Source organism: Paeniglutamicibacter sp. GQ140, from assembly GCF_059759235.1.
On the sequence record NZ_JCAXDW010000007.1, the window covers coordinates 107525 to 129061 of the forward strand.

19 protein-coding genes are annotated in these 21537 nt (G+C 67.4%); 8 read left to right on the top strand and 11 right to left on the bottom strand.

Annotated elements, in window-relative coordinates:
- Nucleotides 1-68: 68 nt before the first annotated feature.
- From AC6CHY_RS11860 to AC6CHY_RS11880, 5 genes are all read right to left on the bottom strand, one after another.
- Complete coding sequence (locus tag AC6CHY_RS11860; protein ID WP_498226823.1) at nt 69-1139, bottom strand: NAD-dependent epimerase/dehydratase family protein; 1071 nt, start codon at nt 1137-1139, stop codon at nt 69-71.
- Nucleotides 1094-3682 carry an alpha/beta fold hydrolase gene (locus AC6CHY_RS11865; protein WP_498226824.1) on the bottom strand — a complete coding sequence of 863 codons (2589 nt, stop codon included), beginning with the start codon at nt 3680-3682 and terminating at the stop codon, nt 1094-1096. Before AC6CHY_RS11865 ends, AC6CHY_RS11860 begins: the two co-directional genes overlap by 46 nt.
- The gene (locus AC6CHY_RS11870) at nt 3679-4704 is read right to left on the bottom strand and encodes a 3-oxoacyl-ACP synthase III (RefSeq protein ID WP_217390482.1); all 1026 of its coding nucleotides are present in this window, start codon (nt 4702-4704) and stop codon (nt 3679-3681) included. Before AC6CHY_RS11870 ends, AC6CHY_RS11865 begins: the two co-directional genes overlap by 4 nt.
- 382 nt (nt 4705-5086) lie before the next feature.
- Entirely contained in the window at nt 5087-5845 is a 759-nt protein-coding gene (locus AC6CHY_RS11875; protein WP_498226825.1) for a hypothetical protein, read from the bottom strand.
- Nucleotides 5846-5982: 137 nt separating this feature from the next.
- Complete coding sequence (locus AC6CHY_RS11880; protein WP_498226826.1) at nt 5983-6714, bottom strand: hypothetical protein; 732 nt, start codon at nt 6712-6714, stop codon at nt 5983-5985.
- Between the two features lie 454 nt (nt 6715-7168).
- Here AC6CHY_RS11880 and AC6CHY_RS11885 point away from each other — a divergent pair, with 454 nt between their 5' ends.
- Nucleotides 7169-8497, top strand: a complete 1329-nt coding sequence (locus AC6CHY_RS11885; protein ID WP_498226827.1) for an amidohydrolase family protein — start codon at nt 7169-7171, stop codon at nt 8495-8497.
- Nucleotides 8498-8570: 73 nt separating this feature from the next.
- Here the strand turns inward: AC6CHY_RS11885 and AC6CHY_RS11890 are convergent, their stop codons facing one another.
- Complete coding sequence (locus AC6CHY_RS11890; protein WP_498226828.1) at nt 8571-10010, bottom strand: glucose-6-phosphate dehydrogenase; 1440 nt, start codon at nt 10008-10010, stop codon at nt 8571-8573.
- Between the two features lie 115 nt (nt 10011-10125).
- On the opposite strand from AC6CHY_RS11890, the gene ffh reads away from it, so the two are divergent.
- The 6 genes from ffh to AC6CHY_RS11920 all read left to right on the top strand — a co-directional run bounded on the left by ffh (nt 10126) and on the right by AC6CHY_RS11920 (nt 15571).
- Entirely contained in the window at nt 10126-11676 is a 1551-nt protein-coding gene (gene ffh / locus AC6CHY_RS11895; RefSeq protein WP_498226829.1) for a signal recognition particle protein, read from the top strand.
- Entirely contained in the window at nt 11666-12883 is a 1218-nt protein-coding gene (locus AC6CHY_RS11900; RefSeq protein ID WP_498226830.1) for a hypothetical protein, read from the top strand. Before ffh ends, AC6CHY_RS11900 begins: the two co-directional genes overlap by 11 nt.
- A 456-nt stretch (nt 12884-13339) precedes the next feature.
- Nucleotides 13340-14155, top strand: a complete 816-nt coding sequence (locus AC6CHY_RS11905; protein ID WP_217390490.1) for a hypothetical protein — start codon at nt 13340-13342, stop codon at nt 14153-14155.
- Nucleotides 14152-14607, top strand: coding sequence for a phage holin family protein (locus AC6CHY_RS11910; RefSeq protein ID WP_217390491.1), 456 nt, complete (start codon nt 14152-14154; stop codon nt 14605-14607). Before AC6CHY_RS11905 ends, AC6CHY_RS11910 begins: the two co-directional genes overlap by 4 nt.
- A complete protein-coding gene (locus AC6CHY_RS11915) occupies nt 14604-15254 on the top strand; it encodes a DUF3618 domain-containing protein (protein WP_498226831.1) in 651 nt (216 codons plus the stop codon). The genes AC6CHY_RS11910 and AC6CHY_RS11915 overlap by 4 nt, the downstream gene beginning before the upstream one ends.
- Nucleotides 15255-15337: 83 nt before the next feature.
- Nucleotides 15338-15571, top strand: coding sequence for a metallothionein (locus AC6CHY_RS11920; protein ID WP_217390493.1), 234 nt, complete (start codon nt 15338-15340; stop codon nt 15569-15571).
- A gap of 24 nt (nt 15572-15595) precedes the next feature.
- Here the strand turns inward: AC6CHY_RS11920 and AC6CHY_RS11925 are convergent, their stop codons facing one another.
- The 5 genes from AC6CHY_RS11925 to AC6CHY_RS11945 form a co-directional block, all read right to left on the bottom strand.
- Nucleotides 15596-15793, bottom strand: coding sequence for a hypothetical protein (locus tag AC6CHY_RS11925; protein WP_217390494.1), 198 nt, complete (start codon nt 15791-15793; stop codon nt 15596-15598).
- 167 nt (nt 15794-15960) lie between these two features.
- The gene (locus AC6CHY_RS11930) at nt 15961-16269 is read right to left on the bottom strand and encodes a hypothetical protein (RefSeq protein ID WP_498226832.1); all 309 of its coding nucleotides are present in this window, start codon (nt 16267-16269) and stop codon (nt 15961-15963) included.
- Nucleotides 16270-16552: 283 nt separating this feature from the next.
- On the bottom strand, nt 16553-17545 hold the full coding sequence (locus AC6CHY_RS11935; protein WP_498226833.1) for a DNA topoisomerase IB: 993 nt from the start codon (nt 17543-17545) through the stop codon (nt 16553-16555).
- Nucleotides 17546-18526 (bottom strand): non-homologous end joining protein Ku, encoded by a 981-nt coding sequence (ku, locus tag AC6CHY_RS11940; protein WP_217390498.1) that lies wholly within the window; start codon nt 18524-18526, stop codon nt 17546-17548.
- Nucleotides 18527-18582: 56 nt separating this feature from the next.
- On the bottom strand, nt 18583-20130 hold the full coding sequence (locus tag AC6CHY_RS11945) for an FAD-dependent oxidoreductase (protein ID WP_498226834.1): 1548 nt from the start codon (nt 20128-20130) through the stop codon (nt 18583-18585).
- A gap of 762 nt (nt 20131-20892) precedes the next feature.
- Here AC6CHY_RS11945 and AC6CHY_RS11950 point away from each other — a divergent pair.
- A complete protein-coding gene (locus tag AC6CHY_RS11950) occupies nt 20893-21270 on the top strand; it encodes a hypothetical protein (protein WP_498226835.1) in 378 nt (125 codons plus the stop codon).
- The last annotated feature ends 267 nt before the right edge of the window (nt 21271-21537 follow it).

Here is a 21537-nt window from a genome sequence, read left to right on the forward strand (position 1 = left end):
TCGATGGCACGACCTAGTCTTGGAGATGGACCCGAACCCTACCCGGGATGACGGACGTACGCCTGTTTTTAGGAGGATTTTCGGGACGGGATGCCGCCGTAGTGGGCGGCGAGGCGCGCCAGGCCCTCGTCGATCCCGACCTCGGGTTTCCAGTCCAGCACCTCGCGGGTCTCGCGCTGGTCGAACCAGTGAGCGGTGGAGAGCTGCTCGGCCAGGAACCGGGTCATGGGCGGCTCGTCATGGACCAGGTTCCTGGCCCCTGCCGCAAGCCACACGCGCTCGATGACCGAACCCGCGCCCCGGGCCAGCCAGCCCGGGACGCTGATGCGCGGTGCCGGAACTCCGCCCGCACGGCAGATCCCTGCCATCAATTCGCCCACGGGGCGCGGTTCGCCGTTGGTGACCACCAGGGCGCGGCCGTGGGCGTACTCCATGCGCTCGAGCCCGCGGACGATCGCGCCGGCGGCATTGTCGATGTAGGTGGTGTCGATCAGTGCGGCCCCGCCGTCGAGCAGCGGAAGACGTCCGCCGGCGGCCCTTTCGATCACGCGCTCCACCAGCTGGGTGTCGCCCGGTCCCCAGACCACGTGCGGTCTGATGGAAGCGACCCGGAAGTCCGGGGAATCCTGGGCCAGGGCGAGCAACTCGGCCGCGGCCTTGGAGCGGGCATAGTTGCCGCGGGCGCGGTCCGGGTCGGCGACGCCTGCCCCGGCACCCGCAAGCGGCTCGCCGAAGTGGGCGACCGAGGGGGAGGAGACGAACACGAAGTCCCTCACCCCCGCGTCGCGGGCCTCGGCCAGCAGGGTCGTGGTTCCGATGATGTTGGTTGCCACAAAGTCGTGCCAGGAACCGGTGAAGGAGACCTTCGCCGCCAGGTGGATGACCGCGTCCACGCCTGCAACGGCGCGGCGCACCGCTGCAGGGTCGGTCAGCGAGCCGCGCACCTCGTCGGCACCGTGCGCCGAGGCCCGGCGCTGGAAGGTCCGCACCCGGTGCCCCTTGGCGCGCAGCAGCTGGGCCACTGCCCCGCCGAGCAGGCCGCTGGCGCCGGTGACCAGCACGCGGCGCGGCTCCTCCGGTAATGCCTCGGTGCTCACGGGTTGCCGATCCTTCCGCCGGCCAGGGCCCCGGTGGCCCATGCTGCAAGGGCCGCGCGGTCGATCTTGGAATTGTGCCGGATGTCGGTGGGCAGTTCCGGAACCACCAGCACCGCGGAGACGTTGGTCCCCGTGCCGGCGACCGCGGCGCGCACCGCTTGGAGAAGGGCAGCGGGTGCCGGGGCGGCACGGCGGGCGCGCGGGACGGTTTCCATGACCACCACGGGCACCTGGGTGCCCGCGGGCCCGACGCCGACCAGTGCGGCGCGTCCGGCGCCGGGAACGGATTCCGCGGCCTGCTCGCCGGCCACAGGGGTCATGGGGCCGGAGGCGGTGTTCAGCACGTGGCCGAGCCTGCCCTCGACCCAGAGCCGTCCTTCCCCGTCGAGGTGCCCCACATCCCCGGTGCGGTGCCAGCCCGGGATCGAGGAGCTGGCGCGTTCGGTGATCCAGAGCCTGTCGTAGCGGTCCTTCACGTGCGGGGCGCGCACCAGGATCTCGCCGGTCAGGTGTGGGGTTGCCAGGGGCTCGTCCCCGGCGTTGCCCTCGGCATCCAGCGGCGCGATGGCCACCTGCGCCCCGGCGACGGGGGTGCCCACGCAGACCCCGTTGCCGGAACCGGCGGCGCGGATGCCCGCCAGGTCGATGTCGGTGACCGGGAGTGCCTCGGTCATCCCATAGGGGGTGTGCACGCGGGCCGCCGGCACCAGGTCCTGGACCCTGGCCAGCAGCGGCTCGGGGATCGGTGCCCCGGCCGAGAGCAGCAGCGAGATGCGTCCCAGCGTTTCACGCTGCGGCGCATCCAGCTCGGCGGCGGTTTCCAGGACGTTGGCCAGGGCGGCGGGGGAGGCGAACACCGTGGTGGCAGCCACGGCGGCCGCGGCATCGGCCAGTGCCGCGGCGGTGAGCGTGCGCGGCGCGGTGACATCCATGTCCGGGGTCACCGAGGTGGCGCCCAGTGCGGGCCCGAGCAGTGCGAACGGGGCGAATCCGGCCACCAGCGCCGAGCCGGCCTTCAGGTTGTAGGTCTCGCGCAGGGTGTCGCGCATGGCCGCCAGCTGTCGGTGCGTGTAAACGACACCCTTCGCCGGGCCGGTGGAGCCGGAGGTGAAGAGCACCGCGGCGTCGGCATCGGGGTCGGCCGGGGCGAATGCCCCGTGCCCCGGGGCGGCGGATGCGCCGGCCTCGAGCAGCTCGGGCACGGTGTGTGCCACGCCGAGCAGCCTGCGCTTGGCCGCGGGCATGTCCGACGCGGCGATCCGGGTTCCGGGCCAGCCCAGGAACTTGGCTCCGGTCAGGGCGCGGTCGATTCCAATGAGGTAGCCGGGGCCGGCGCCGCGGATGGCGCGTCCCAGTCCCTTGGTGCCCAGGCCCGCGTCGGCCACCACAATCACGGCGCCCAGGCGCAGGCAGGCGTAGATCAGCGAGGTCAGTTCAATGCCCGGGGGCACCAGCAGGTTCACCCGGTCCCCGGGCTTGACCCCGATTCCGGCCAGGCCGTGCGCCAGGGCGTTGACCCGGGTGCCGAGCGCGGCCCAAGTGAGGGAGCCGGCCGGATTGATGTCCACCACCGCGGTGTCGGTGTCTGCGGTGCGTTCATCGAGTTCTGCGAGCATGGGCCGGTAATCGGCCAGGGCCTCGGCCCGGCCGGCGGAGTCCGCGGTCTTGGCCTGGCCAAGCCAGCCAAAGACGGGGGTGGCGATGTCGCGGTCCTCGGGCAGCAGGTGCCCCGCTCCCTCGAAGCGGTGCACGTCCGCCTGGGGCAACCGGTCCATGAGGTCGCGCAGGTAGCGGTCGGAGAACACCGGGTCCTTGGGGCCCCAGAGCAGCAGGGCGGGAACCTCCAGGGTGCGGATGCCCTCGGAGATTGCATTGAGCGCTTCCCAGCTGGGGTGGTCTTCGGTGAAGGGGATGTCGGCAACGAAGTTTGCCACGCCCGTTCGCCTGCTCGCGTTGAGGTACGGGGCCATGAAGGCCTTGCGGACGTCGGGCTCCAGGGCCGGCTGGGCCAGGGAGTGGGTGGTGCGCAGGAATGCGTCGGTGCTCTTGGTGCCCCAGCCGTGGACGGCGGGGTGTGTGGCCAGGCGCAGCGCGGCGGGCAATTCATAGCCGGCCGGGTGCACCGCGGTGTTGGTGAGCACCACGTTGGCCAGCTGGTCCCGATGGGCCAGGGCCCAGCCCAGGGAAATGATTCCGCCCCAGTCGTGGCCCACCGTGGTGATTTCACCGGTCAGCTTCAACGCGTTGGACAGGTCGCCGAGGTCGTTGACCCGGTCTGCCAGGCGGCGGAACACTCCGGTGCGCGCGGAGAAGCCCATGTCCAGCTGGTCCACCGCGACCACGCGCCAGGGCAGGTCGTGGGTGGCCACGTGCTGCAGCAGGCTGCGCCAGAGGTAGGACCAGGTGGGGTTGCCGTGCACGCACAGCAGCGTGCCAATCGGCGTGATGTCCTTGGCCGCCAACTCGGATCCGTTGTCCAGGAGGTGCCATTGGTGGCTGGTGCCAGGTGCGTCCACGGCCGAGGTGGAGGGAACCATGACACGGCGGGAGTACCGGGCATCAACGCCGGGGAAGATCTCGGTCACCAGGCAAGCTCCATCATGGCGGTGTTCAGCCCGGAGCCAACCCCCATGCAGAGCACCCGGTCACCCGGCTTCAGGGTCTTGGCTTCCTGGGAAAGGGTCATCGGCAGCGAGGCGGGTCCGACATTTCCCCACTTGGGGAACGTGATGGGCACCCGGTCGCGGACCAGGCCAACGGCCTTGATGATGGCGTTGGTGTAGGAATTGGAAACCTGGTGGGTCACGTAGCGGTCCATGGATTTCCAGTTCCAGCCGGCCTGGTGCGCCTCGTCCCAGGCGTCGACCACCAGGTCCAGCCCGTTGTCCAGCAGGCCCTTGGTGTCGGTGTACATGCCCGAGGGTCCGCCGACGCACAGCTTGTGGTGCTCGGTTCCGGCGCGGGAGACGCCGCCGAGGATGCGGTGGGCGCCGGGGTGGGCGTCGGCCGGGCCGATCACCGCGGCCGCGGCACCAGAGCCCAGGGTCAGGGTGGCGAATTCGCGCAGGTAGTCGTCCCGGGTGGAGCTCTCGGCGTTGAGCCGGCGGAACGTCGTCTCCTGGGTGGGCTGGGCGTCCTCGCCGGCCACCACCAGGGCGTACTTGATCTGCCCGGAGTCGATCATATTCGCGGCGAGCGTCATGCCGTTGACGAAGCCCAGGCAGGCATTGGCCACGTCGAAGTTCATTGCCGAGGAGGGCAGGCCCAGGTCGTGGTGGATCTTGGAGGCCACCGAGGGCTCCAGGTTGCGGCGGGTCACCGAGGTGTTGATCAACAAGCCGATCTGTCCTGCCTCGATCCCCGCCTCGGCCATGGCCTTGCCGCCGGCCTCGACCGCGGCATCGTCGAAGCTGGTCCCCTCGGACCACCAGCGGCGTTCCATGACGCCGGCAACACGTTCCAGCAGCTTTTTCGACAGGCGCAGGCGCTTGAGGCTGGGGGCCAGGCGTTCGTCGAATTCCCTGGAGGTCATGACCACCGGGGCCTGCACACTGGTGACGGCCAGGAGGGCCGAATTGTGGTGCCGAAACGTTGCATTGCCGTTCAAAATCTAGCCTTTGTGTCGGGGCCGTCGTGCCGGTGTCGGGCGCGAAGAATACGGACGTCGGATCCATCACAAGATGACGAAGTCAAAAATGTCCTTGTCCTACCGTATTCCCTTGGCGGCCCCGGGGCACACACGGGCGCGCCAACCAGCGTCGAGTGCGGTGCGACGCCAGGGACTCGCCGATGCCGGGAAACCCGGCCCCTTCGGGACGAATCCCAAGCCTCCGTGTGTAAGCGCATGCAGGCTGCACGGGAAGGGATTTCCCTCAGAGCACAGTGCGCGCGGGGGCAGAAGCTCCACGATTGACAAACCGGTGTCCGGGGCGGTGGCCCGGCTCCACGACATCGGTTCCTTGCCAGGGGATCGCACGCGCATCAGCCGCTCAATTGCCGACCTTAACCGGACGGGCGGCCAGGGCAACGGCCACGATGACCGCAATCGCGGCCGCAGCCGTCGTGGCGCCGACCACCGTTTCCGTCCAGCGTGCCGTGTCATGCGATGCGCCGCCGGCGACGACCGGCGCAATCATGTAGGTGCAGACCAGGTAGCCCACGAAGGTTGTACCGAGCAGGAACAGGCTCGCTGCCATTGCCGCCCGCGACCGGGTCCGCCACCGCGCGGCAAGCGCAACCAGACCCCCGAAGCCGACCAGCATCAACACCCAGACGATTACAGGCGAACCCTGCAGGGAAGATGGCGCCCCGGTGGCCCCCGAGACATAGGCGTGGGCACCCACGGTTGCGTACGTGGCGGCCACAAGCAGTGCCAAAACGATTTCGGTGATGTTGGCGGGACGGGAGGCCAGTCGGCCCGATTCCGGGCGAGGCAGTAGCATCACGCCAACCGCCAAGGCCATGAGGCCAGCCGCCTGGATCAGGAGTCCTGTCCCGAACATTTGGGCCGTGGTTCCAATGGATTCCCAGGGATCCCCCGGAAAGAAGTAATCAAAGCGGTGGTCCTCGACCCAGACCGGATCCGGTCCACGCGAGCCGCCAAACTCGATCCACTTGTCGAACGAGGCAATGATTTGAAGGGCGGCCGAGGCCACGAACAGGCCGGCGGCGGCCAGCATCCACAGGAGTGAAGCCCGTGTCGCGCGAACGGTCAGTTGTCGATGACCGGAATCGTTGATGGCCGACATGACCCGACCCTAGCAACGTTCCACGCCAAGTCAACCCTCCTGAATTCCCGGGCGATAGCGCCGGCCATTGCCGGCATGTTTGTGGCAGGAATCCTGGAGGCACCGGCATTACCGGGGCTTGCCCTCCCGCCGTGTCCTTAGGAGAAAACTCCCGAACGCCGTGCCGTGGTCCTGGCAGCGACAAGGAGTGCTGCACCGGCCGCGGCAACGGTCCCGGCAATCATTGCCTCCGAGTACAGAAGCATGTCGTGCGTACCACGGGCGCCAAGCACCGCTGCGATCAGGAAGCCGGCCACCAGCTCACCGAGCATCGTTGACCCGAGGAGGAAGAGACAGGCTGTCATGGCAGCGCGCAACCTCGATCCCCACAGACAAGCCAGCGATATGAGGCCGGCAAAAACGGCCAGGTCCTGTGTCCGCAGCAGCCACAGGGAATATTCCATTTCCTCCGAAGAGGCGATGGTTCCCGGGGTGAGGACATTCATGGCCTGGAAGGCAAGGGAAACGGCCACGAGCAGGGCAAGCAGCATCTCGATCACCTTGCGGAGCGTCCCCGGCCCGTGCACGGCCAAGACTCCGATGGCCATGGCCGCCACCCCGAGTGCCAGCGCCCAGATGTCTGCGGCTTGCAACCGGGCAGCGGCCTCAAGACTCGCGGTCGGATCAAACGAGGCCGGCACCGGGCCTTCGCCCAGGGCAATCCCGCTTGGTTCAAGGCCGCTGAACGCGGCTCGGCGTTGGAATGCGGCCAGAAGCCGCAGGGCCGCCGACGCCAGGAACAGTGCGGCGGCCAGAAAAAGCCACATGGTTGAAGCCCCTGTGAACCGCCCGGGACGCGTGCGCCGGGCGGGGTCCTTGATGGCCGACATGGCCTCACCATAGCAACGCCCCGGGCCAAGTCAATCGGACGAGGCTCCGAAGACGCGCAAGGTTTCCGGAATTCACCCTCGCATCGGCCGCCACGACTCCGCCAGCTCAGACCTGCATGGTGCAGTTCGTGTCCCAGTTTGCCGGGCCGTTGCCGCCCGCGGCGTACTCGTCCAGCAGCAGCTTGTCATCGGCCCATGCTGTGAGGATCGGGTCCACAATGCGCCAGCATTGCCCCACTGCGAAGCCGAAAGTGCGTCTGCGGAGCACGGCAAAGGCGCTCGACAGACCTGCGGTCGATACCGGTTCCTCCTTTCGCAACTGCTTATGGCTAACCCGCTGTTAGCACCTTGATGTCTAAGTGCATCGACTTTTTGCCGGCCCGCTTCACGGATCCGTGCCCCAAGTCACACTATGGTGAGCTGGGATTGTTTCCTATGAAAGGCATAGACACGCATGTGCGAACACGACCACACCTCGGGCCCCGTTCCTTCCAAGCCACTTGAACGCCGTCACGTATTGGCCGGGGCCGCTGCACTGGCCGGACTGGGCCTCAGCAGCATGCTCCCGGCGGGAGCACTTGCTGCCGAGCCGGTGTCCCAGCCGCTGCAGCGCGGCAAAGGCCGGCACCCGGGCGCGGTCATCATCGAGGGCGGTACCCTCATCGACCCAGGGACCGGGCACGCGACGGAAGACTCCGTCGTGGTTCTGGGTGATGGCGTGGTCCAGGCCGCAGGAACGCGGGACGACACCCGAAAAGCGGTTCGCGAGGCCGGGGCCAAGGCGATCCGCATCAACGCGCATGGCAAGTTCATCCTGCCGGGCTTCGTCGACGCCCACGTGCATGCCCAGGCCTTCGAAGACGCCGCCCTGATCCTCAGCCACGGAGCCACCACGGTCCGCAGCGGCTCCTCCAGCTTCTACCAGGACATCGCGCTGGCACGGGTGCCGCACTTCGCCCCGGGCCTGGCACCGCGCATGCACGCGGCCGGCCTGTTCGTTTCCCCCGACCAGGGCGATTCCATCCTGGCCGACCCCGATCTCGCGCCGCTGGCCGCCGAGCGCAAGCAGCTCACTGATCCGAAGGATCTGGCGTATCTGACCCGGGTGAACATCTCGCGCGGCGCCACCGTGATCAAGACCCGTGCCAACCCTCGCGCCGGAATCCCCGAGCAGGACCCGCTGGAGCTGGTCTACGACAAGGAACAGCTCTCCGCAATCGTGCACGCCGCCAAGGGCGCCGGGGTGCTGTGCCACGGCTACAGCGCCAAGGGCATCGCCGGCGCCGTGGCCGCAGGCGTGAAGAGCATCGAGCACGGCGTGTTTGTGGACGAGCAGACCCTGGGGAACATGGCCGGGCGGGGCACGTACTTCACCCCGACCCTCTTCGGAATCACCGGCATGGCCAACTCCGGCAACCCTGTGCTGGCCGAGCGCGGCCGCGAATACGGGCCGGTCTTGGCAGCTGCCGCCCGCGCCGCCAGCGAACTGGGAGTGACCGTCATCGGCGGCACCGACTCCTTCGGCACCGATGTCACCCCGATCGGCGACGAGGCCAACGCCCTGGCCGAGGCCGGGCTGGGCAACTTGACGGCCCTCCGGTCGATCACGACCGCCCCGGCCAGGCTGCTTGGCGTGGAGGGCAAAGGTGTGGGGCGCCTGGTCCGCAACGGCGTGGCCGACGTGGTGGTGCTGGATCGCAACCCGCTGGAAACCGCCAAGGCGCTGAGCGAAGTGCGCGTCGTGATCGCCCAGGGAGCGGTCGTGCGTAACGACCTGGGCTAAATGCTTTCGCGGCAAGCGCCGGCACGGGTTTCACCATGGAATCCGTGCCGGCGTGCTTGGGCGCTGTGGCGTGTTATCCCCGCGCCAGTGCCGGCGGCAGGGTGCAGTTCGTGTCCCAGTTCGCCGGGCCGTTGCCGCCCGCGGCGTACTCGTCCAGCGGAACCTCGTCATCGGCCCAGGCCGTGAGGATCGGGTCAACGATCCGCCAGCATTCCTCCGCGGTGTCCCCGCGCACCGACAGTGTGGGATCCCCGGAGAGCACGCCGAGGAGCACCTCGCCGTAGGGCAGCAGGTCCGGGGAGTTCAGCTCCGCGGCGAGCGTGACGCGGTCCAGCGTGTACAGGTCGCCCGGGCCGTTCACGTCCAGGTCGAGTGACAGGGTGTCGGGGCCGAAGCCGATCCGCAGCTTCGTGGGCTTGTCGGTGCCCTTGAATCCGGTGGGCAGGTGCGAGACCGGGCGGAAGGTGATGATCGCTTCCTTCCTTGCGGTGCCCAGTGCCTTGCCGGCGCGCAGGATGAACGGGACCCCGGCCCAGCGCGAGTTGTTGATGTTCAGGGTGACCTCGGCCAGCGTTTCGGTCTTCAGCGCCGGCTCCACGCCCTTCTCGGACGCGTAGTCGGGCACCGGCCGTCCCTTGGAGGTGCCGGCGGTGTAGCGGGCCCGGCGCGTGGAATCCGCGGCGTTTCCCGCAAGGGCGGTGGCACGGATCACCGAGCCGAGGTGGTCGCGCACGTCGCGTTCCTTCAGCGTCGCCGGCGCGTTCATGGTCAGCAGGCCCAGGATCTGCAATAGGTGCGACTGGATCATGTCGCGCAGCGCCCCGGCGCCGTCGTAGTACCCGGCCCGGTCCTCCAGGGCGAGTTCCTCGTCGTAGAAGATCTCCATCTTCTCCACATGTTCCCCGGTGAACAGTGGCTCGAGCAGGTGGTTGGCGAAGCGCAGGCCCAGGATGTTGAACACCGTGCCCTTGCCCAGGAAGTGGTCCACCCGGTGGATGTTCTCCTCCGGGACCAGGCGGATCAGCGTCCGGTTCAGTTCCTGCGCGGATTTCTGGTTGGAGCCAAACGGCTTTTCCATGACCAGCAGCGTGGTCTCGGGAAGCTCCCCGGGCTCCAAAACCTCGCAGGCCCGCTGGCTCACGGCCGGGGGGAGGGCGAAGTAGAGGGCCACCGGGCCCGGCAGGGATTTCACCAGCTGGGCCAGTTCGCCGGGTTTTGTGACGTCGAGTTCGGTGAAGCGGGTGTTGCCGGCGATGGTGTCGAGTTCGGCGCCGCCGGACTCGGTTGCGTGGCGCTTCGCGGTTTCGCAGACCTCGTTGACCCGCTGCTGCCATTTCTCCTGCGAATAGCCGGGGCCGCCGGCGCCGGCCAGGTTCAGCCCGGAGGCGCGGCCCGAGCCAATGAGCCTGGCCAGGCCCGGAAGCAGGAGCCTTCCGGTCAGGTCCCCGGATGCTCCGAGGATCAACAATGTGGTTACGTGGGTGCCGGTCTGGGAGCTTGAATCAGGGTTCACATATCCAAGACTGCCACGTGTTGAGAAATCAGGGGCGTGTTGTTGGTAATCTTGGATGTTGAGTCCAGCGGGTTAGACCGCGCCTGAATCCCACAACGAAAGAAGTGCACGGCACGTGTTCAATTCACTCTCCGACCGCCTGACATCCACCTTCAAGAACCTCCGCGGCAAGGGACGGCTTACCGAGGCCGATATCGACGGCACCGTACGTGAGATCCGCCGTGCCCTGCTGGACGCCGACGTCGCCGTCACCGTGGTCCGCGCCTTCGTCGCCCACGTCAAGGAACGCGCCCTGGGCGAGGAGGTCTCGGCCTCGCTGAACCCGGGCCAGCAGATCGTCAAGATCGTCAACGAGGAACTCGTGGCCATCCTGGGCGGGGAAACCCGCCGGCTGAACCTGGCCAAGAACCCGCCGACCGTGATCATGCTCGCGGGCTTGCAGGGCGCCGGCAAGACCACCCTGGCCGGAAAGCTGGCCAAGCACCTCAAGGCCCAGGGGCACACCCCGCTGCTGGTGGCCTGCGACCTCCAGCGCCCCAACGCCGTCAAGCAGCTGCAGGTCAACGGCGAACGCGCCGGCGTGCCGGTGTATGCGCCGCACCCGGGCGTTTCCTCCGAATTCGAGGCATCCACCGGGGACCCGGTGGCGGTTGCCCGCGACGGCGTCGCCGAGGCCCGCACCAAGCTCCACGACGTGGTCATCGTCGACACCGCCGGACGCCTGGGCATCGACGCCGAGATGATGCAGCAGGCCGCGGACATCCGCGCGGCCGTGAACCCCGACGAGGTCCTCTTCGTCATCGATGCGATGATCGGCCAGGACGCGGTCAACACCGCCCAGGCCTTCAACGACGGCGTCGGGGTGACCGGCGTGGTGCTCACCAAGCTCGACGGCGATGCCCGCGGCGGTGCCGCCCTGTCGGTGGCCTCGGTGACCGGCAAGCCGGTCATGTACGCCTCCACCGGCGAGAACCTCGACGACTTCGAGATCTTCCACCCGGACCGCATGGCCTCCCGCATCCTGGACATGGGCGACATCCTCACCCTGATCGAGCAGGCCGAGCAGAACTGGGACAAGGGCGAAGCCGAGCGGATGGCGAAGAAGTTCGCCGACCGCGAGGACTTCACCCTCGATGACTTCCTGGCCCAGATGGCCCAGATCCGCAAGATGGGCTCGATGAAGAAGATCCTGGGCATGATGCCCGGATCGCAGATCTCCCGCCAGCAGCTCGAGCAGTTCGACGAGTCGCAGATGGACCGCATCGAGGCCATCGTCCGCTCGATGACCCCGCACGAGCGCGTGGCGCCGAAGATCATCAACGGCTCGCGCCGCGCCCGCATCGCCAAGGGCTCGGGCGTGCACGTCTCCGAGGTCAACTCGATGCTCGAGCGCTTCGGCGAGGCACAGAAGATGATGAAGAAGCTCGCCTCCGGCGGAGCCATCCCGGGCATGCCCGGCGGCCGCGGCGGCGCCAAGAAGGGCGCCAAGGGCGGGAAGAAGAAGCCGGCGAAGTTCGGCAACCCGGCCAAGGCCGCGCAGCTTGCCGCAGCCGAGGCCAACAAGGCCAAGACCCCCGCCGGGGCTGCCTTCGGCGCCGGGCCCAAGGACTTCGACCCGTCGGAACTGAACCTGCCGAAGGGGTTTGAGAAGTTCCTTGGCAAGTAGCCCCCGGGAAAACCAGGGAGGCGGGCAGCCGGCCTGGCTGATCGCCTCCATGGCCCTGATCTTTGATGAGCCCACCGGGATCCAGTCCCACCGGCGCATCGAGGAAACCCTGCGTGCCCGCCACAGCATATCCCTGCTGGCCGAGCCGGTTTCCTGGGGCGAGCACTCGGTCATCGAGATGGTGGTGGCGGTGAACCCCGAGGGGTTCATCGTCATGGCCGACGAAAACGGGGAGATTTCCTTCGGGCAGCAGATCGAGGGATTTGCCATCGCCCTGAAGCGGGGGACCGGCGCGCGCTGGGCAGACTTCGACGGCGTTGACGCCGAGAGCGGGGAGCCGGTCGGCGACGAGGCGCTCGAGCACCCGACCGGCGGGCGCTCGGTGCTGCTCGGTTCCTTCAGGGAATCCGAGGTGGCGCTCTTCGCCGGGGCCACCAAGACCGCCTGGCACCACTTTTCCACCGAACACGGAGACGTGGCTGTGCACGATGGCTACATGCCCGAGATCATGCTCTCGAAATCGGCCTTCCCGGCCATCATGCTTTCCCGGCTTGGCCCGCGCTTTTCCATGGTCTTCTGGTTCGAGGGCCAGAGCCGCAAGCTCCACGGCTACCCGGGCTTCGGGCACGGCTGGTCGGTTGCCGCCCAACCGGTGCTGGATACGGTTCCCGGCACCCAGGCGGCCGAGGTCTCCGAGTTCCTCACCCGCGAATGGCTCGCGCCGGATCTTGAATCCATCGCCCAGCTGTCCGAATACGGCATCGGCCAGGACGTGATCACCCAGCTAAACGAGGCATTGGGCGGCAGCGGGTCGGTCGACAAGCTGCGCACGGTCCTGGAGGTCTTTGGCCGTTCCGGCTCCCTGGCCGACTACGTCGAGGAAGGCACGGTGCCCGAAACCGCCAGGCTGGTGGAGCCCCGCGGCCTGGGCCCGACCCTTGCCAAGACCCTGGGCGCCGAGGCGCGCGAGGCCAAGGGCATCCGCAAGTTCTTCAACGTCCTGTCCTGGCGCCCGCGCACCCAGATGATCTGGGGAGTGGTCCAGGCCCTGGTTGCGGTGGCCCTGGTGTGGCTCACCGACTGGCAACAGCCCTGGCTGCCGTTCTGGGGAGTGGTCGTCATCGCCGCGCTGTGGGGGATCGATGCGCTGTCGAACATCGGCATCGGTGCCTGGCGCCTGGCCCGGGAGCGCCGCTCCGCGCGCTAGCGGCCTTGCCCCTGCCGCGAACCGGGCTGGTCTTCCCTTCGCGCGGCGGACCAACGCGCCTTCCGTCCCGGCCCGTACCCTCCCGGAAACCGCGACCACGCGGCGGGCTGCAGGCGACTCGCCGCGCGGCCGAACCGTTTCGCCTCGGCCATGTCAAAACCCTTGTGCCCGTGCCCGAGTCTTGGTTTGCTCTTAAGCACAGGGTTCCCCGCAGACCCCGGGGAGGACCACTTCGTGGCGGACCCCATGGGGCAGCCGGGATGGCTGGGCGCCTGCGAGGCGCATCGGCATTCGACCGGATTGCCGGCCACGGACAACACCAACACGCAATCGCATCGACGCTGAAGACAACGGCATCGGCGCGAAGCATTTCGGCGCGCCCCGACAAAGCCGCCGGGCTTCGCAACTTCCAAGGTAGACATCGCACCCAAGGCCACGACCACCGGGAGGAATACCATGAGCGAGAACGATTTCCACACCAATTACCCGCCCGAGTCACCCTTGCGCGGACCGTCCACGCCGCAGGCGCCACCGGACTCAGTCGGCGACCCGCGCACCGAGCCGGCCCCGCGGGCGACCACCGAGACCGCGCCGCCAGGCGTCGGACCTTCCAGCGCCCCGGAAACCATGGAAACCCGGAACGGGTCCGGCGGCCCGGCCGACGGGGGCAAGGAGGCCGCCGGGCACCTGGGCGAGACGGCGCGCAGCGAGGCGAGGCAGGTGGCCCGTGACGTCAAGGCTCAGGGGGCCGGCCTGCTAGCCGACCTGGGCGACGACGTCCGTGACCAGGCCTCGACCCAGCAGCACCGGCTCGCCGTCACCCTGCGCCAGATCAGCGAGGAATTCGCCTGGATGCTCGAGGACCCGGGCTCCGAGGGGGTCGCCTCGAGCCTCGTCGAACGCGCCGCCGTGTACAGCGGAAACGCGGCCGACTGGCTGGACGAGCGCGAGCCCGGCGACCTGTTGGACGAAGCCAAGCGCTTTGCCCGGCAACGCCCGGGCACGTTTTTGGGACTCGCCCTCGGCGCGGGCCTGCTGGCGGGCCGCATGACCCGCAATGCAGGCGACGGGACGGCCGCGCGCCTCGGCGCGGACACCGTGTCAACATCCCGCGGCGTCCCCGGGACCGAACCGCGTCCGGCCACCCCCATGCCGCCCACGGTGAACCAGACGGTGGGGGCCGGCGGCGTCGGCGGAACCGGGAACAATCCGGGCCTTGACTACCCGCCCCCGGCGGGCCTTCGAGCGGAACAGGGATTTGGTGGATCATGAGCGAGCATTCCACACACACCGGAACACACCGCGCCACGGCACCCCCGCGCAATGACGGGACCACCGAGACATCCGGCGCCTCCCTCGGCGAGCTTTTTTCCGAGCTGAGCCGAAACGTGTCGGCTCTCGTGAGCCAGGAAGTCGAGCTGGCCAAGGCCGAACTCCGCGCGACCGCCCGCACGGCGGGCAAGGGAGCGGGAATGTACGCGGGCGCCGGCGTGGCCGGGCACTTCGTGCTGCTCTTCCTTTCCCTGGCCGCCGTGGCAGGCCTGGCAAACTGGATCGGCCTCGGCTATGCCGCACTGGTGATCGCCGCCCTTTGGGCAATCATCGCGGCCGTCTTGTTCGTCGCCGGCAGGAAACAGTTCAGGGACGTTGAAGGCCTGCAGCAGACCGGCGAAACCATCAAGGAAATACCCCGGACTTTCAACTCCAAGGAGGACACACCATGAACCGCGACCCAGACGCCATCCGCAACGACATCGAGACAACCCGCCTGGACCTTCGCGAGGACGTGGACGCCATTGCCGACAGGGTCTCGCCCTCCGGCATGGCGCGGCGGCAGAACCGGCGGACCAAGGAGGCCCTGCACCGTGTCCGGGAGTCCGTCATGGGGCCGGTGGAGTTATCGGACAGCAAGACCGGCGGGCCCGCGGACGGGCCCGCGGACGGGCCCGGCGATGCCCTGCACGATGCACCGGAGCGCATCGCGGAGCGGACCCGCGGAAACCCCCTGGCCGCCGGAATGATCGCCTTCGGGGCGGGCATGTTGCTGGGCGGCATCTTCCCGGGCAGCGAGAAGGAACGGGAGATGGTCCACACGCTCAAGGAACGGGCCGAGCCGGTGACCGCGGAACTCGGTGACGCGGCCCGGCAGGTTGCCGAGGACCTCAAGGAACCGGTGCGGGAGACCGTGGAAAACGTGAAGGCCTCGGCGCAGGCTTCGGCCGAGTCGCTCAAGGAGGAAGCCTCCGGCGAAGCCGGCCAGCCAATGGAAGGGCGCGGCGACTCCACGGAGGAATCCACCGCGTCCCGCCCGACGGGCACTGCGACGGGCTACCCGGTCACCGGGTCCCGCAATCCGGGGGAACGGTCCTGACCGGGTGCGGTGGCGGGGGAATGCCCCCGCCACCGCACCCGGGGAACCAACCAATCAACCAACCACTCAACCAAGGAGGAATCATGGCGACCTGCGACATGTGCGGCAACGACTACGACAAGACCTTCACGCTGACCCGCGGAGGGGAGACCCGGACCTTTGACAGCTTCGAGTGCGCCATCCACATGATGGCCCCGGCCTGCGCCCACTGCGGCTGCCGGATCCTGGGACATGGCCTGGAAAGCGACACAGGGATGTACTGCTGCGCCCACTGCGCCCGCGAGTCGGGCCACGCACAGGCCACCGACCGGGCCTGACCCGCGCCGGTGGCCGGTCCCGGCTCAGGCACTGGCCAGGGACGATTCGCCCGCCGCCGCGACCTCGGCGGCCGGGACACCGCGCTCCAGGGCACTGCGGGTGATGGCATCGAGTGTCTCGAGGCGTTGTTTCAGCAGTGAGCGGGCGGCCGCAACGTCCTCCGCGGCCGCCCGGATCAGGTCCAGCTCGTGCATTGACTTGCCTTTCGTCGGTGGCTTCATGGTCGTGGTTCTTCTCATCGACTTGGCGGTGGGCGCGGTCATAGGCCAACAGCGCCGCCCGGGATACTCTCGCAGGCGGCGACAACGCCCAACCATAAGTTGCGCGCGCTGGACACCGAGGTCGTGGGGTACCTTGCCGGCGAGGCAATCCACTCCCATGTCGGGCGCTAGGCGCCGACCGGCCAGCCTCCGGTTCCGTAGCCGCGCTGCAGGATGGAATGCGGCATGTTCGGTGGCGTCGTGGTGCGAAATCCTTGGTATTCCTCGCATTGGCCGCACCAACATTCCACGTCCCATGCAGCGGGGGCCGAGCCCCGCCGCGGCACCGGCTTGACCTGTTCAAAGACCAGGTACTCGGCGCTCCTGCAGGTTCCGCAGGTCACCGGCGGGGCGTGGTGCCGTTGTGCCGAAAGAGTGATGGCCGCGGGCCGTTGGTTCCCTCGCGGCGACTGTGCAAGCAAATCTTGGGTTGTCATGGGCCCGATCCTCGAAGTACCGAAAAGGTGAAACGGATGACGTGTTTCCCGGGTCTGGAGAAACCACGTGCGACCGACGGAATTCACCGCCAGTCGATCGATAAATTGATTATGCACAAGACTCGTCGGCAAAAACAAGCAATTCGACACGCGCGGGTGCGGGGTGCGTACCTTGGCCGGAATGACGTCGAGGATATGTCGACCTCTTTCCGGCCGCCACGAGGCTGCGGAGGGCAGGCGGCGCCGCGTCCGGCTGCGGGTCCGGGGCTTGCCGCCCCGTAATTCATCGACCTTGCTTGGCCCCGGGCGGCAGCAGCAGGGCGAGCACCGCGCGGTCGGGTTGCCGCCGAAGATCGGCGACCTTGCCCTGCTCGAATAGGTCGATGACCCGCGGATCAACATAGGAATCCCGCGCTATCTCCGGGGTGTTGTGAAGCCAGTTGGCGGCCTCGTGGACGGCCATGGTCACTGCCTCGGGGGATGTCACTCCGGCACGCAGGGAACGGGACAACGACAGGGCGGCAACAGCGGTGCCCTGCCAGGTGCGAAAATCCTTGGCCGTGAAACCCTGGCCGGCGATCTCGCCAAGGTATTCGTTGACCTCGGTGTCGTTGACCCCGGTCCAGCGCTTCCTGCGCCCGTCGGGAATCGGATGGCAGATGGCCGGGCCGGAACGCGGGGTGCGGGGCAGGGAGGTGAAATAGCCGGCCAGCAACGCGTCGTCCACCGACACGTGCCAGGTGCCGTCGGACTTGCCCGCGAACTTCAGGTGCACCGAAGCGCGGGAACATTCCACGTGGCGCTTGAGCAGGGTGGTGGCGCCAAAGGAACCGTTCTCGCGGGCATAGGCGGCGCCGCCCACGCGCAGTGCCGCCCGGTCCATCAGCCGCACGGCCGCCGCCAGGGCCCGGCGTCGGGGATCGAGGGTTTGCCTGAGGTCACGGGTGACCCGGCGGCGGATTGCCGGCAGTCGCTGGGCAAAAGCCTGGGAGCGAAGATACTTTTCGTTCTCCCGCTCCTCGCGCCAGCGCGGATGGTAGATGTATTGGGTGCGTCCCGCGGCATCCACGCCGGTTGCCAGGATGTGTGCTTCCGGGGCGGAGGAGATCCACACGTCGGTCCAGGCCGGGGGGATGGCCAGTTCCCGGATGCGCTCGAGCAGCCGCGGTGAACGGATGTGCCGCCCGTTGGCGCTGTGGTAGCTGAATCCGCGTCCTGCGACCCTGCGGCGGATGCCCCCGGTGCCCGGCTCGACGTGGTCGAGTCCGTGGTGCATCTAGGCGCCCTTGCGGGATTTCGAGGCAGTCTTCCTGCCCGCCGTCCCTGCCTTGGCGGATGTCTCGGTTGTGGTTGCGGCCGGCTTCTTTTTTGCTGCAGCCGTCTTCTTGGCGGGCGTCTTTTTCGGTGTCGCTTCCTTCGCTGCGTCGCCGCTTCGGCGCGCCGGGGTGTCGGGCTTCGCCGACCCCGACTTGCGGGCAATGCTGCGCTTCAACGCCTCCAACAAGTCGATCACGTCCCCGGACTCCGTGGTTTCCGCGTCGGTGCCGGTGGCGCCGAAGGTTTCCTCGGTGTCCAGGGAATCGCCCTTCTTGAGCTTTTCCTCGATCAGCGTGCGCAACTGGACCTGGTAGTCGTCCTCGAATTCCCCGGGGGAGAAGTCGGTGCTGTATTCCTTGACGAGCGTTGCCGACATCTTGAGTTCCTGCGCGGAAATCTTGCTGTTGGTCCGGGCCTCGGGGAAGTCGGCCTCCCGCACCTCGTCGGCCCAGAGCAGGCCCTGGAGCACCAGCACGTCCCCGCGGACCCTCATGGCGCCGAGGCGGGTCTTTTGCCGCAGCGCAAATTTCACCACTGCCGTTAGGTCAGTTTCCTCCAGGGTGCGGCGCAGCAGTGCGTAGGCCTTGGGAGATTTCGAATCGGGGACAAGATAGTAGCTGCGCTCGAGCATGATGGGATCGATCTGCTCGCTGGGCACAAATTGCACCACCTCGATCTCACGGCTTTTTTCCGCCGGCAGGGATTCCATTTCCTCGTCGGTGAGCACCACGGTCCGTTCTCCGTCGTCGAAGGCCTTGTTGATGCGCTCGTAGGGGATCTTCTTTCCGCACACCTCGCAGCTGCGCTGGTAGCGGATCCGTCCGCCGTCGGCATCGTGCACCTGGTGCAGTGAGACGTCGTGGTCGCTGGTTGCCCCGTAGGCCTTGACCGGCACGTTGACCAGCCCGAAGGCGATGGATCCGGTCCAGATAGCTCTCATGGTCCCAGTCAAGCACCGCGGGACGCGGCTGGCCAGAGAATGGGCTGGTCCCTGGGCTACTGGGACTCCTCGTGGTCCATGGCCTTGAGGTCGTTGGTCGCAGGTCCCTCGATCACGGTGCCCTCGGGGGTGAACCGCGAACCATGCAACGGGCAGTCCCAGGAAAGTTCCTCGTCGTTCCAGGTGAGGATGCCGCCCAGATGGGTGCACACTGCCGAGACGCGGCAGGTGCGCCCCTGAACGGTGGAGACCGCTACGGGGTGCAGGCCCTCGTGCACCACATGGCCCTCCGGATCCCCGGCGGCAGGTTGTCCTGCCGTGCCAGTTGAGGGTACTTCCTGGCCACTGTGCGGGGCGTTCTCGGTCAGCGCGTGCGCCCACCCGGTGACCAGTCCCTTGGCCACTCCGGCGTTGAACTTCCCGGCTTCTGCCAGCGCCGCGGCACCGGAGGCACGGTGGCCCAGCACCGCTCCCCAGGGGCTTTCGCCGCCCAGGATGGACGCGGCAAGGCGCAGTGCGGCGGCCACCGCATTGGTCATGCCCCATTTGTTGAATCCGGTGGCGACGTGGATCCGTCCGCCTCCGCGCGGCATCCGTCCCACGAAGGGCACGGCGTTGACCGAACGATAGTCCTGGGCGGACCAGGCGTGTGTGCGTTCGGCGACGGAAAAGTGCTCCCGGGCCCAGCGATCCAGCTCGAGTGCCGACCGGCTCGGTGACCCGGTGCCCACCGGGTGGCCGTTTCCTCCCACCAGCAGCACCTGCCTGCCGAGGTGGGTTGCGGTGCGCAGGGAGCGTCCGGGCTCATCGGCCGAGAGGTACATGCCCTCGGGAAAGGCTTCGGCGCCCGGGCGTGCCATGTAGGCGGAGAGGTACGAGCGGGAAGGTTCCAGCTTCGCGAAGTATCCGCCTCGATCGAGGACCGGCGTGCCGGTGGCCAGGATGAGGTTGTCGGCGCCCAGGGTTCCACGGCTGGTGGTGAGTTCCAGCGGTGCCGCAACGCCGGCCCCCGTTAGGCGTGCGTCCTCGAAGATCGCGACTCCGCGGCCGCGCAGGTCGGCGCAGAGCGCGACCAAAACGGCCACGGGGTCGAATTGCGTCTGGCCGGACAAGGTCAGTGCCCCGGCGACAGGAAAGGGCAGGCCGATTTCGGGGTTCTCGAGCAAGCGAACGTCGAGGCCGGCCTCGTGGCTGGCGACCGCCTCCGCCTCGAGCGTCCCGAGGCCGGCTTCCCCCAGTACGTAGGTGAACGCATCGCGGGTTTGGTGCTCGACGTCGTGTTCATCCAGGTAACTCCGGAGCCAGGCCAGCCCCTCGAGATTGCCTTCGACGTAGGCATGGGCTACTTCGGCAGGAAAGTTCCTGCGTACTTCCTGCAGGACGGTGCCTTGGAGGAGGCTGGCCTTGGCCGTGGTGTGGCCGGTGGTACCCGCTCCCACGAACCGGGATTCGAGGACCGCGACCCGCATGCCGGCGCGACTCAGCAACAGGGCGCTGACCAATCCTGTCAGCCCGGCCCCTGCCACAACAACGTCATAGTGTTCGCCGGGGACGAAGGTGTCAGTTTCGATTTGCGGCCGGGGATCGAGCCATATCGAGTCCATGGTTTGCTCCTTGGAGATTTCCGGATCGGCCCCTCGGTTGGCCGCTTCATGGTGGCGTCGCTGGCCGCCGAGTCTACGGGACCCTTGCGGCCATGGAAATGGTTTCGATACCGTCGTGGGACTGGTGCCAAAACGGCAACGCGCCAATGCCGTTGACCAGATGGACCGAGCCAGTCGCGCAGGTAAACGACGGGCAAAACGATGGTGAGCAACGAATGAAGCCACGACGTCGATCTGGTGCCCAGCGAGTGCCTGGTCGAGATTTTTCAAGCCTCCTTCACCGCCAACGGGTTGAGAAAATATTCACGTAGTACGGAGCGAGGGACGTTGATCGTGTAGGGCAAAGGATTAATTCGCTATACCGGCTAATAAGTTGGCTCAGTGGGTGACGGGTGCGGGTGCTGGCAGGCACAGTGAACGCATCCACAAGTCCGGAGACCCGAGAAGTGAAATTTTCTTGGCAGGGCCTCGTAGTCATACCAAAATAGCGTCTCTGAGGTGGGGGTTTTAGATCGTGCACCTACTCATCCTGCAACCGGCAGGAGAGAGCGCACAGAGCCCTCCGTGGAAGCATCCATTCATCGTGCAGTCGTGCCGACTAGCACCGGATCTCGCCGTTCAGCACACACGATGTACGGTTTTAAGTAAATTGAAGAACTTACGGCGTGGCGTGGGAAAAGACTTGCGGCGTTGTTATGTGGTCGTTACATTGGGTCATGTCATCCCGCTAGAACAGGGGTCGAAGACCGCAAGGAGAAAATCATGTCAGATGAATACAACTCCGAACAGTTCGGAAACCAAGGAGACAACGAAGAGCAGAACCTGATGGGCGGGGAAGCCGATTCAGGCAACTTCGGCAACGACCAGGGCTCCGGTGAATCTTCGGAAGGCCAGTACGGCAACTCCGGTAGCAGCGAAGAGCAGTCGGGCGGTTTCGGTGGCGGCCAGGATTCGAGCGGTTCCTCGGAAGGCCAGTACGGCAACTCGGGTAGCAGCGAAGAGCAGTCCGGTGGTTTCGGTGGCGGCCAGGATTCGAGCGGTTCCTCGGAAGGTCAGTATGGCAATTCCGGTAGCAGCGAAGAGCAGTCCGAGTTTGGCGGAGAATCCCGACAGGGCGGCTTCGGAGGCGACGACAGCTAGGCTCCTTGCCCAATGTCGGCTTCAACCTAGTTGGTGAAGCGCAGTTCCGTTCGAGTGGACGGTGACTGCATCGGAAAGATGAAGTGAATGGGTGCGGATTCCGTTGGGATCCGCACCCATTTTCGTCGCTGTCTGCCTGCCCCTTCGGTCCTCGCCCGAGAGAAGACCCGTTGGGGGCGAGGCATTTTCATGGGGATCGAATATCGCGAGGTCTTGCATCACCGAATGCGCTCTCGGCCCCGTCGAAAAAAGAAATGCACTTTGTCG